Source organism: Acidimicrobiales bacterium, assembly GCA_041394245.1.
Classification (GTDB): domain Bacteria; phylum Actinomycetota; class Acidimicrobiia; order Acidimicrobiales; family Aldehydirespiratoraceae; genus JAJRXC01.
Genome location: JAWKIR010000002.1, coordinates 380,566 through 393,521, shown reverse-complemented (window position 1 = coordinate 393,521; position 12,956 = coordinate 380,566). Strand labels below are relative to the sequence as shown.

Here is a 12,956-nt window from a genome sequence, read left to right as displayed (position 1 = left end):
TTGCGCGTCGCGCTGGACCTGACGCCGCTGATCGGTTCACCCACCGGTATCCACCAGGTCACCCGAGGCCTGCTCGACGCGCTCACGGACCGCGACGACGTCGCGGTGCACGGCTGGCTCCTCACCGCCAGAGGGACTCCGCCGACGGCCGAGGTGTCGGTGCGGCGCTCCCGCGTCCCGGCATCACTCGCCATCCGGGGTTGGGCCCACCTCGACATGCCCCCGGGCCGACTCGTGTGTGGCACCGCCGACGTCGTGCACGGAACGAACTTCCTGGCCCCGCCGCGACCCGACAGCGTCATCTCGCTGCAGGACATGACGCCCGTCATCCACCCCGAGTGGTGCGAGCCTGCCGTTGCGGCGATGGCCGGTGCCATCCGCAACGCCGTGCGGCGCGGCGCCACGCTGCACACGTCGTCCGAACTCGTACGGCAGGAGGCGCTCGCCGAGTTCGCCCTTGCCGGGGATCGCGTCCGGCTCGTCCACCACGCCGTCGCACCCCTCGTGGGTGGCGATGCCGAAGAAGGACGACGTCTCGCCGGCGGCCGCTACGTCCTGGTCCTCGGGCGTACCGAGAAGCGCAAGAACGTCGTCGCCGCGATCGAGGCCCTGCACGAGCTGCCCGACGACGTCCGCCTCGTGATCGCCGGACCCGATGGCAACGATGCCCCGCGGATCGATGCCGCGACCGCCCGCCACTCCCCTGGCCGCATCGTCCGTCTTCCCCGGGTGAGCGACCACCACCGGGCTGCGCTCGTCGCCGGCGCCGAGGCGCTGCTGTGGCCGTCGCGCTACGAAGGGTTCGCGCTGCCGCCCCTCGAAGCACTGTCGATCGGCACGCCCGTCGTCGCCACCGCGGTCGGTGCGCTACCGGAGCTGGTCGGGGACGCGGTCGAGTTGCTCGCACCGGGCGACGACGACGCGTTCGCCCATGCGGTCGTCGCCGCCGTCGAGCACCCGAGCGCCGTCACCTCGGAGCTCCGCGCCCGGATTACTGCCCACACATGGGCCGACGCAGCCGCCGGCATGGTCGACATCTACGCCGACGTCGCGCGGTCATAGCGGTCCGGGCCTCTGGCGCACCGGACGAGGAGCCGGGTCGCCTCAGACGGCGTGACGGTAGAGGAAGGCGGCCGCCTGGCCGCGGGTCACGGCGTTCTCGGGGGCAAAGGTGGTCGGCGAGGTGCCGGTCGTGATGTCCTGCTGCTTGGCCCACGCGACCGCAGTCGAGAAGTACCGGCCGACGGGGACGTCGACGAAACCGGCCGCCGGTGCGGCAGGTCCACCCTCGAGGCGCCACAGCAGGGTGACGAGTTGAGCGCGTGTGACGTCCTGGTTCGGGGAGAACGTCGTCGCCGAGGTTCCTGTCGTGATGCCCTCCGCCTTGGCCCATGACACCGCGTCGCCGTAGTAGGCACCCGCCGGGACGTCCCAGAAGCCGTGGCCGGCGATTCCCGTCGGTGAGCCGGCCTGACGCCACAGGAACGTGACCATCTGGGCCCGACTGAGGTTGACGTTCGGCCCGTAGAGGAGGTCGGACAGACCGGTGGTGATGCCCTCGTCGACCATCCAGGCGACCGCCTCGGCGTAGTAGGCCGACGCAGCGACGTCACAGAACGTTCCGCTCACCGAGAAGCCGCAGGCGGCCGTCTCGGCGCTTCCCTGCCGCATGGCATTGCGACGCAACATGGGCCAGGCATCATCGGCCGACGTGCTCGGCAGTTCGTAGGCGGCGAGACGGGTGCGCACGCTCGGAGTGTCGAACGAGGTGAAGACGATGTGGCGCGAGCCGTCGATCACGCCGACCGCAGGTGCGGATTCGTGCGACCAGCGACTCATCGTGTCCTGCCACGGCAGCCCCTCTTCGAGGGATGCGCCGTTGAGGCCGTCGAGCACGGCAAGGCCCTTGTCGCCGCCGATGGCGACGTCCTGTCCACCGTCGCCGTCGAGGTCGGCGATGATCGGTGAGCCCTGCATGCGGCCGGTGCCGAGATGGTTGAACGTCGGCCGGACCTTCCAGTCGAGCGTGCCGTCGCCGTTCCAGGCGTAGACGTAGTTGTCCTCCGATCCGATGACGACCTCGAGACCGCCGTCGCCGTCGAGGTCACCGAGGGCCGGTGAACCGATCACCGTGCCACCGGTGCTGACGGGGAATCCGGGGACGGCCGACCCGTCGTGGAGGTGGAAGGCGAAGACGCGCGAATGGTCGCTGCCGTCGCCGGCGCGGCACTGGGGGTGGCCGTTGCCGCATTCGGTGTGCCAGTTGTTGCCGGTGGCGATGACGGCCTCGGGGACGCCGTCGTTGTCGATGTCGCCGATCGCCGGCGACGAGTGGAAGACCTCGTTGGCCTCGGCGTTCCAGAGGTTGACGACCCCACCCGGCGTCCAGTCGAGTGCCCGGAACACGCCGCCGAGGTGGTCGTAGTAGCCGCCCGGCGTGCTGTCGCCACCGATGAAGATCTCCATGTCGTCGTCGCCATCGATGTCGAACAGCGCGGCCGACGACCAGACCGAGTCGTCGTTGTTGAAGGGGAAACCACTCAGCGGGGTCCCGAAGCGGTTCACGGCCCAGATGTTGAAGTCGAAGCCGGCGAACACCACGTCGAGATGCCCGTCGCCGTCGACGTCGCCGATGGCCGGCGTGGAGAACACGCCCTCGCACCAGCCGTCGAGCGAACCCGAGTTGGCCCAGACGTTGCCGGTGTCTCGACCGACGGCGGTCCCCCACTCCCTGGCACCGGTCCTGCCGTTGAACGCGATGACCCCGCCGTTCTGGTTCGCCGCCCAGGTGGAGCCGACGCCGACGATCACCTCGGGGGTGCCGTCTTCGTCGATGTCGGCCACGGCGGGGCTCGAGTCGATGGCCGATGCCCCGCTCTGGCCGTTGCAGCCGGGACCGATCGACGGAACGGCGGCGGTCGCCCATTTCAGGGTGCCATCACCCTCGTAGGCCCGCAGTGTGCCGTCCTGATGGCCGAAGACGATCTCGTTCTGGTTGTCGGCGTCGATGTCGGCGATGACGGGCGCGGAACTCCGATTCCAGCCATCGAGCAGGAGGGCCCAGTCCTTCGAATAGGGGGCGATGGAGGCCGAGGCCGGCGATGCCGCCAGCAGAGCCGCGACGAGCGCGAATGCGGTGGAGGCGACAAGAAAACGGCGAACCATGGCTCTTCAATCGGATCGACCCGACCGCGCCTGAACACAATAGGCAGAACGGACCAGGGACTTCGGTCACCGCACCCTCGCGCCTCAGCGTCGTACCACGAGCCAGTCCTCACCGAACGGCGCCACGGTGTGCCCCGCAGCCTCCGCCTCCTCGACCAATGTCGCGAGCTCCGCCTCGGTGAACGCCGGCGTGCCCTGCTCGATGCCGCCGTGCAGGATCACGTACACGATCTCCAGCTCGTCGCTCAACCGCTCGGCATCGGTCGACGGCCACGTCTGCAACGTCTGCGCCGTCGCCTCGAACCCGCGGGGCACGCTGCCGGAGTAGCCATTGATCCGATCGTTCCAGTCGGTGGTGGCGTGATACATCCTCGGCGCTTCCACGAATGCCCACGCGACACCGTCGGACGGGAGACGGATGGGCAACTCGAGCACGACGCCCTCGTCCATGTCGGCGAGCGCTTCGTAGACCAGCAGCCGATCGCCCTCGGGGACCTCGACCCGCGCCATCGGTCCGCCCACCTCGGCGATGACGAGCACGGCGATCAGCGGGGCGATGAGGACGGCTCGGCCCCGGGGCGTCCGATCGATGAGGTACTGGGCGGCCAGTCCGACGAGCAGCGCCGCGGCCACGAACGAGATGACGGCGAAGCGGGAGGTGACCCGGATGCCGTCGAAACCGGGGACGAATCGGTGCAACAGGCGGAACGGTCCCTTGACGCCGCCCGGGGAGGGACCGAGTGCGAAGACCGCGGCGATTGCGCCGGCGGTGACCAACGCCACCAACTCATCGACCCGGATTCCGGTCCGCACGACATCGGCGCCACGTCGGACCAGACGCCAGCAGATCCACAGACCCAACGCTGCCAGCGCCATCGCGACGAATCCCGGGAAGTAGGCGTGCTCCCCGGCCTTGCCTGCGCTGCTGATGCCATCGAGCGCGTTCCCCCACAGCCAGTTGTCGCGCTGGGGCGTGAGCAGGTCGGTCGGCAGCAGTGAGTTCTGGGGCTCATAGGCGCGGGCGAGCCCGTTGCGTTCGTCGACGGATCGATAGATGGCGGCCACCGGGCCGAGCAGCGCCGCGCCGATCGCCATCGCCGGCACGGCGGGACGCACGAGCTCGCGGAGCGCCGGCAGCGACCCCCGGAGCCACAGGACCGCCACCACGACGAGCGCGCTCAGCAGCCAGATCAACCCGTAGTAGACGTTGGCGAGGGTCATGGCGACGATCGCCAGACCCAGCCAGACCCCGTCGCGGGCCCGCCGCCGGTCGAGCGCCCGCAACAAGAGGAGGAACGAGAGCGACACGAAGCCGAAGGTCTGCAGCTGCGGATGGTTCTGCTGGCCGAACACGTAGCTGTTGCAGCAGGCGACGACGGCGACGACGAGGGCCACGTCGCCCCGGCCGAAGATCCGCATCGCCAACGCGTGGGCGGCCGCCAGCGCACCGACGAACAGTCCGAACATGACGAGGTTGAGCGCGACGATCGAGTCGCCGGTGATCCACTCGAGCGCGCCGAAGACGGGAGCGAGCGACAGCATCGGGTCGGACAACGCAAGCGTTTCGGGCTCGGGGTGGAAGATGTTGGCGTCGAACACGCCGAGCGGGTCGGTCGTGAGGGCTCGTGCTCCCCACTTCAACGTCCAGGTCAGGAACATCGAGTCCCCGAGGTCACCGGCCACGGTCCGGCCGACCCGGTGCGGTGTCGGCTGCAGCAGCACCATCCCGAGCAGGACCCACAGAGGCAGCCGTCGCACGCCTAGGCTCAGCCCGTGGTCGCCACCGAATCGACGCTCGACGTCAGCATCGTTCTTCCCGTTCACAACGAGGTCGGGCATCTCGCCGACGAGATCGACCGCATCAGCAGCTCCATGGACGCCTCACCCTACTCATGGGAACTGGTCCTGGTGGACGACGGTTCGACCGACGGTTCCGCCGAGATCGGCGTCGGCCGTCCCCACGTGCGAGTGCTGCGTTCGGCCCGCAACCGGGGCGCCGGAACGGCCCGGCGAATCGGCACCGAGGCCGCCCGCGGGCGCGTCGTGGTGTGGTCCGACGCCGACATGAGCTATCCGAACGACGAGATCCCCGAACTGGTCGCGAAACTCGGCGACGACGACCACATCGTGGGGGCCCGCACCAGCGAACAGGGCACCCTGAAGCTCCTCCGGGTACCGGCCAAGTGGGTCATCCGCCGCCTGGCGTCGTACCTCACCAAGACCGACATCCCCGATCTGAACAGCGGCTTTCGTGCCTTCCGTCGTGACGTCGCGCTCCAGTACACGCACCAACTCCCGGCCGGCTTCTCGTGCGTCACGACGATCACCATGGCGTTCCTGATGAACGGCTACTCGGTCACCTTCACCCCGATCGACTACGCGGAGCGAGCCGGCACCTCCAAGTTCCACTGGCTCGCCGACACTCGCCGCTACGCCCTCCAGGTCATCCGGATGATCCTCTCCTATGACCCGCTGCGAGTCGTGCTCCCGATCGCCACCGTCCTGGGCTTCGTGTTCGTGGGCAAGCTCGGCTACGACCTGGTCGACAAGGATTTTCGGCCGGCGGCCAACACCCTCCTGCTCGGATTCGCACTGCTCCAGGTCCTGGTGATCGGCCTGCTGGCCGACCTCGTCGTGCGGGTTGCCCGACCACCCCGCTCCGTGCTGCCGGGCGACGTGACCGAAGAGCTCAGCTGATCCGCTCGATCAGGCCGTCGAGCCGGGTGCGCACCGCCGGCCAGCCGTAGCTGCGCCGCACGTAGGCCCCGCCGGCCGTCGCCAACCGCGATCTCGCGAGGGGATCATCCAGCAGCCGAGCGAGGGCGAGATCGAAGTCGGCGGCCCCCGTGTAGTGGAGCCCACCGCCGGAATTGGTGCAGTGCTCGACCATCGGGGCGCACCAACCGTTGACCAGTACCGGGGTACCGGCGAGCCACGCCTCGAGGATGACGAGCGAGAAGGCCTCGTAGAACGACGGATTGATGAGCACGTCGGCCGCTGCGATCAGCCCGAACTTGTGCTCCTCGTCGATCGGACCGAGACAGATGACGCCGTCAACCGACGGTGGCGGCTCGGCGACCGGCCCCGCGAGCACGAGGCGACCCGAGCCGCGGGCGGCACGGAACCGGGCGAAGCGTTCCACGAGGTCGTGGGTCCCCTTGCCCCGGTCGATCCGGCCGAGACACAACACGAACGGTTCGTCGCCCAGTCCGAGTGCGGCGCGGGCAGCATCGGGATCGGGCACCTCCGCCATCTCGACCGGAAGGCCGACGAGCGCCTGTGGTGAGGTGATGGTGGCCGGGAACCGCGCGTGGACGAGCGACTGCTCGGCCCTGGTCTGCAGTGCGATGCCCCCGACGTCGGCGAAGACGTCGTCGAACACCGCCAACTCGAGCGGCAGCTCCCGATGGGCGGCCGGATACAGGATCGTCGGCACCCTCGCCGCCGGAAGGCCGCGCACCGTGGGGTGGTACAGGTACGGATAGAACACGAGCACGCCCTCGTCGACCGACGCCACCGCGTCGATCAACGCCGCGCTGGTAGGTCCCTGCTGGTCGATCCAGTCGAGGGCCTCGGCGAGTTCGACCTCGCGTCCGCGGGGGAGGATTCGGTCGCTCACGGCGTCGAAGCCCGGAGCGCGCTCACGATCGACGCGACAGCGGACGACCCGGACCCCGTCCTCGACCGTCTCGCCCGGCGCGAAGTCGTCGGCCCAGGTCTGCATCGACGTCGCACACGAGGTGATGACGCCCACCCGGCGTCCGTCGGCCGCGAGCCGCGTGGCCAGCAATCGGGCGCCCGCCTCGGCACCACCGAGCACCTCGGCCCCGTAGCGGGGCGTCACGAACGTGACCGGGGTGCTCATGGCGTGCCTTCGAGGAGTGGTTGCAGTGTCGCCCGCATACGCGCCGTCGACGCCGCCAACCCCAACTCCACCGCCCGCACACGACCCCGCGACACCAACCCCTCACGCACCACCCCATCGGACAACACCCGCACCACCGCCTCCACCACCACACCCACCGACTTCTCCACACCACCACCACCCACAACCAACCCCGCCCCACCCAACGTCTCCGGCACCGCCGCCGCCCCAAACGCCACCACCGGCACCCCAAACCCCAACGCCTCCACCACCGGAACACAAAACCCCTCATGCTCCGACACCGAAACAAACACATCCGCCGACTCGTAAAACCCCACCAACTCCGCCTCCGACACCGAACCCGCCACCACCAACCGATCCAACACCCCCAACCCCTCCGCCAACCCCACCACCGCATCCACAAAACCCGACGACGACACCCCACCCACCAACACCAAACGCGCATCAACCCCCAACGCCACAACCCCCGCCAACACCCCAACCAAATCCTGCTGACACTTGTTCGGCGACAACCGCCCCACAAACAACATCGTCACCGACGACGACACCCCAGAACCCCCCACCCCACCCACACCCGAGAAAGTACGGGGGTCAGACACCCGTACCTTCTCCCACAACGGCACGAACAACACCGGCGACACCGACACCGACTCGTAGCCGACCTCTCGCAGCTCGCGGGCGTTGTAGTCGCTGTCGGCGATGGCGCCGCAGGCGAAGGGCCGCAGCTCCCACAATTGTTCACGCCCCCATCGCAGACCCTGGATCTGCTCGGGCTGCCACGGCTCGACGAACTCGGGCGGCGTGATGTTGTGGTAGTTCACGACGACCGGGATCCTCCGGCGGGCGATCTCGCTCGCCGCCAACGACCCGATCGAATGCTGCAGGATCGTCAGATCGGCGTCGGCCTTCCACCGGTCGAGCAGCGTGACGGCCTCGCCGGTGGTCGTCGGGCGCTCCACCACGAACCGAACTCGGTGTCCGTCGGCCTGGAGGATGTCGCGCAACAAGCGGGCGTGGGTGCTCGTCGCATCGCGCTCGTGCAACTCCGGCAGTACCAGATCGACTCGACGCCGAGGACCGGGGCCTGTCATGGGACCGCCCGGTCGAGGAGTGGTTGCAGTGTCGCCCGCATACGCGCCGTCGACGCCGCCAACCCCAACTCCACCGCCCGCACACGACCCCGCGACACCAACCCTCACGCACCACCCCATCGGACAACACCCGCACCACCGCCTCCACCACCACACCCACCGACTTCTCCACACCACCACCACCCACAACCAACCCCGCCCCACCCAACGTCTCCGGCACCGCCGCCGCCCCAAACGCCACCACCGGCACCCCAAACCCCAACGCCTCCACCACCGGAACACAAAACCCCTCATGCTCCGACACCGAAACAAACACATCCGCCGACTCGTAAAACCCACCAACTCCGCCTCCGACACCGAACCCGCCACCACCAACCGATCCAACACCCCCAACCCCTCCGCCAACCCCACCACCGCATCCACAAAACCCGACGACGACACCCCACCCACCAACACCAAACGCGCATCAACCCCCAACGCCACAACCCCCGCCAACACCCCAACCAAATCCTGCTGACACTTGTTCGGCGACAACCGCCCCACAAACAACATCGTCACCGACGACGACACCCCAGAACCCCCCACCCCACCCACACCCGAGAAAGTACGGGGGTCAGACACCCGTACCTTCTCCCACAACGGCACGAACAACACCGGCGACACCGACACCGACGAGGGATCCATCCCCAACGCCAGGAGCTCGTCGGCGTTGTACTGCGACACCGCGATCGCATGTTCGGCCCGGCGGGCGAGGCGGACGAGCTGGCGCCGACCGTGATCGAGTTCGGCGGCGACCGCCGGCTCCCACGGGTCGAAGAACTCCGCCGGTGTCATGTTGTGATAGTTGAGCACCAGCGGCTCAGGACGCGACATCACGTAGTCGCCGACCGGCGACCCGATCGACGTCTGGTAGATGATCAGGTCCGGGGCCGGACCGGTTGCGTGCTCACGGAAGTCACGGCCGCGGTCACGCACCTCGGGGTGCACATGAGCAGCGAAGATCTCGGTGTCGGCGCCCATGTCACGCAACAGATCGTCGACGGCCAGCGTGTGCTGACCGACTGCGTCGCGGCCGGCGAGCACCGCAGTGAACTGGTGGACGATGGGACGTCGGGTCACGGGCAGCGGGCGATCACGACCGTGTCGACACCGACCTGGTCGTGGTCGAGCATCTCGACAGTGAGACCGGCGGCGGTCATCGCCCGTCCCCACGCTGCGGCAGACAGCGACCGGTCGACGAGCAGCTCGGCGTCGACACCCGTTCGGGTCGCCCGGTCTTCGGGTACCACCACCACCGATCCGCCGGTGCGGACGGCGGCGACCGCCACGTCGAGCAACGACAGCAGGGTCGAGACGGTCCCTCGTTGGAGCGCGCCACCGATCACCACCGCACCGAGCGTGCCCGTCTCGAGCGACGCCAGTTCTCTCGCCGCGTCGCCCACGCGCAGGTCGAGGCCCGCGTCGATCCCACGCAGAACGGCATCGGCGTCGGTGTCGATCCCGAACGACGCGACCCCGGCGGACTGCAGCGCGCCGACACAGTCACCAGTACCGCATGCAGCGACGACCGTGGGCCCGGGGGAATCGGCGAGACGGGACGCCAGGAGCTCGCCGATCGCGGCACTCGGCGGCATCGCCGGGCCGACCAGGGAATCGACCCGGGGGTCGAGTCCGACCGCAGCCTCGACCGCGGCGAGACGCTCGTCCATCCGCCGCAACAGCCGGGCGTGGACGTTGTGCAGGGCGTTGAGCTGATCGCTCATGTAGCGCAGGTACCAGTAGGTGCCCTTGCGAATCGCCCCCTTGACCTGCTTGATGCCGGGACGTTCGCCGACGGGCGCGTCGACGTCGATCAGCGACAACCGGTCGATCCGGTCGAGCAGGAGTTCCTCGGCCGGACCCGCGGCGCCGGGCGGGGCAACGTCGGCCCAGACGCGTTCGATCTCCCGTTCGACACGAGCGAGGTGCACGTCCTCGCGACGTCGACGTTCGGCCGCAGCCATGACCTCGGCCTGGATCCGGGCCGCGAAATGGTCGTCGTGGTCGGCTGGTGACGGCGTGGGCGAATCGGAATCGGGCACGGGCCGAAGCTACCCGGCCGACCGGGGCCACGAGCGGAGGTCTCCTCGCCGACGGGCGTCGAGCAGCAGCGCCAGCGCCACCACGCTGCCGATGACCAGCATCCATGCGCTCACGCCGAGGTGGTCGGGCCGGAACGCCAACACGACCTCGTGTTCACCCGGGCCGACCACGACGCCGAGGAACGCGGCATCGGCGACGACGACGTCAGCGACCGCACCGTCGACGCTGGCCGTCCAGCCCGGATAGTGGGCCGTCGACACGATCAACAGCGCCGGACGATCCGATACCACCTGCGCGGTGATCCGGTCGCGGTCGTAGTCGACGGATCGCACCTGCAGTTCCGAGGTCCCGCCGCCGGTGGCGGGAAGCCCCACGTCGCGATCGACGACATGGTCCCCCGCAGCCACACGCGCGGCGGCAGCCTTCGCCTCCGGCTCGACGACGACATGGTCGACCAGGCGAACCGGCTCGACCGGACGATCGAAGAGGAGGACGTCGCCGGTACGCACGAGTTCGAGACCATCGCCGCCGGCGACCGTGCCCATAGCGACCGATCCATCGGCTGCGAGGTCGACCAGGAGGGTTCCGGCCGGCGCGGTGACGGAGATGTCGACCGTCGATCCGGGGCGGAGATGCTCGCCCAGGATCGCCACGGCGAGAAGACCGGCATCCTCCGGCTCGACCCAACGTTGGAACGGAACCGCTCCGTCGTCGGTTTCCACGACCACGTCGACGAAGCCCCCGACGTAGGGCGCGACGCGGATCAGCACCGCCCGAAGGCCACCGTCGGGCACCACCGTCGCGCCGTGGAGCGCCTGCACCGAGGGGTCCGCGACGCCCGACGCCGGCGGCGGCTCGTCGATGATGCCCGCCGGCACCGCATCGGGGAACTGCGCCCACACCCCCACGCCGAGTGCATCCCACACCGGTGAGGTCGGATCGATGCCCTCGGGCACGTTGGGGTAGGTCGGGGTGCCGCCGCCGTCGCGGCGCAACATGGCGGGATCGAGGGCGCGCAGCAACTCCTGGTAGCCCGGTGACTTGAGCAACTGACCCCGAGCGTCGTCGATCCCGAACAGCTGAGTCGTCGACGGGAAGAACGTGCGGCCTTCGCCGGCGAGACGCTCGCCGGGGGCCAGGAGTTGGACGACCTCGTCGTGCGCCGGGGTTGCGACGAGCCGCTCCTCTCGCGAGACGATGGTCGGCACCGGCATGGCGAAGCTGAGCAGCTCCGTGCCGACCACGATCACCATCGCCCACCCGGCCGCGCCGGCGGACGCCCGCCCCCGCACGCGGGCGACGACGAGGAGCACCGTCGCGAGCGCCGCCACGATGGGCACGGTCGACACCGCCAGTGTCTCGCGCAGCACGCCCGCTCCGCGCGCTGCGTCGAGCCAGTCCAGAACGGACGGGACCATGACCAGGCTGCCGATGACGAGCACCACCCCCGTCGCGACGAGATCGCGCCCGGCGCCGGCCTGCCTGTCGTCGAGCAGGCGCTCGACACCGAGCGCCGCACCGAACGCGACGCCGATGCTCCAGAGGACCTTCGCCCTGGTCATGAGCCCGCCCTGCGAACCGGTGAGGTCACCGAACAGCACGGCGACCGGGCCACCCAGATACGCGATCACCACCCCCAGAGCGGCGATGGTCACCACCGCCAGGGCGAACGAACGGCGACGACCGCGGCCCGAGCGGATGCCGCTGACCAGGCCGAACACGGCCAACAGCAGCACGGACGCGCCGACGTGGGCGTTGAACTCGACCCAGTTGCCTTCGCCGAACCACGCGGGGCCCACCGCGTCGCTCCCCCAGATCGCTGGGGCGACCGAGGTCATGAGGTAGGCGACACCCGCAGAGGAGTCGTCGGGATTGCCGACCCGATGGCTGGTATCGGCCCAGTCCATGTAGTCGGCGAAGCCGAGAAGGTGGGGCCCGGCCAGGAGCCCGGCGATCACGACCGCGACGACCGCCACCGCGCCGCGGGGGAGCACCCATCGCGGGGTTCCGGCCCGTCGTGTCTCGTCGACGATGCGGATCGCGGCGTAGGCGGTGGCGCCGAGGATCACGTAGATCAACACCGACGGGAAGTTCGACCACACCATGAGTGCGACGACCGCTCCGAGGGGAACCGCACGCCAGGGTCTCGGATCGCGGATCAGCCGCTCGATCGCCCACAGCAACCCCGGAGCGAGAGCCGCCACCGAGCTGTGAGGCCAGTTCATCCAGCCGACCATGAACCCGGAGAGACCGAAGGCGATCCCTCCGACCAGCGCCGACAACCGGTGCAGTTCGTGCGACCGCAGGAATCCGAAGGCCAGGCCGATCGCCACCAGGGCCCGGATCGCGGCGACCAGACCCGGTGCGTACCAGTCGGGCGCCACGAGGTAGGGCAGGTCGAAGACTGGCGCACCGGCCTTCATCGTCGGCTGGCCGGCGGCGAGCTCGGGATTCCACCAGGAGAAGTCGCCGCCCCTGATGTCGTCGGCCAGGCTCGCCCAATGGGCGTGGATGTTGATGGGATCGCCGGGACCGTTCTCCAGCGAGAACGACGCCGGCTGGTAGGACTCGAAGGGCGGACTCGTCGCCACGATGTCGGCCGATACCAGGCTGCCGCCGGCGAACAGGGCCGGCCAGAACGCGAACGCGACGACACCGATGGCGACGGCCATCATGAGGCGGCGAGACGTCGGAACCGGTGCCATCGTCTGCGGACGCTAGCTTCGCTGACA

General features: G+C 69.4%; 8 protein-coding genes. 2 read left to right on the top strand and 6 right to left on the bottom strand.

Translation table 11 applies throughout. From position 1 onward, the window contains the following. Window positions 1-1,062: a glycosyltransferase family 1 protein gene (locus tag R2707_02000; GenBank protein MEZ5243842.1), complete on the top strand. Its 1,062-nt coding sequence runs from the start codon at window positions 1-3 to the stop codon at window positions 1,060-1,062. A 42-nt stretch (window positions 1,063-1,104) separates the two neighbouring features. On the opposite strand, the gene R2707_01995 is transcribed toward R2707_02000, so the two are convergent. After that, complete coding sequence (locus R2707_01995) at window positions 1,105-3,165, bottom strand: S-layer homology domain-containing protein (protein ID MEZ5243841.1); 2,061 nt, start codon at window positions 3,163-3,165, stop codon at window positions 1,105-1,107. 84 nt (window positions 3,166-3,249) lie between these two features. Further along, window positions 3,250-4,923: a hypothetical protein gene (locus tag R2707_01990; protein ID MEZ5243840.1), complete on the bottom strand. Its 1,674-nt coding sequence runs from the start codon at window positions 4,921-4,923 to the stop codon at window positions 3,250-3,252. Between the two features lie 15 nt (window positions 4,924-4,938). Here R2707_01990 and R2707_01985 point away from each other — a divergent pair, with 15 nt between their 5' ends. Continuing rightward, complete coding sequence (locus R2707_01985) at window positions 4,939-5,862, top strand: glycosyltransferase family 2 protein (GenBank protein ID MEZ5243839.1); 924 nt, start codon at window positions 4,939-4,941, stop codon at window positions 5,860-5,862. Here R2707_01985 and R2707_01980 read toward each other — a convergent pair. From R2707_01980 to R2707_01965, 4 genes are read right to left on the bottom strand one after another with little or no spacing between them, the layout of a single operon-like run. After that, a complete protein-coding gene (locus tag R2707_01980; GenBank protein ID MEZ5243838.1) occupies window positions 5,855-7,030 on the bottom strand; it encodes a glycosyltransferase family 4 protein in 1,176 nt (391 codons plus the stop codon). The two genes, R2707_01985 and R2707_01980, sit on opposite strands and share 8 nt — an antisense overlap. Further along, the gene (locus R2707_01975) at window positions 7,027-9,225 is read right to left on the bottom strand and encodes a glycosyltransferase (protein MEZ5243837.1); all 2,199 of its coding nucleotides are present in this window, start codon (window positions 9,223-9,225) and stop codon (window positions 7,027-7,029) included. The genes R2707_01980 and R2707_01975 overlap by 4 nt, the downstream gene beginning before the upstream one ends. A gap of 32 nt (window positions 9,226-9,257) precedes the next feature. After that, window positions 9,258-10,223: a methionine biosynthesis protein MetW gene (locus R2707_01970; GenBank protein MEZ5243836.1), complete on the bottom strand. Its 966-nt coding sequence runs from the start codon at window positions 10,221-10,223 to the stop codon at window positions 9,258-9,260. 9 nt (window positions 10,224-10,232) lie between these two features. Next, window positions 10,233-12,929, bottom strand: a complete 2,697-nt coding sequence (locus R2707_01965; protein MEZ5243835.1) for a YfhO family protein — start codon at window positions 12,927-12,929, stop codon at window positions 10,233-10,235. Window positions 12,930-12,956 lie beyond the last annotated feature (27 nt).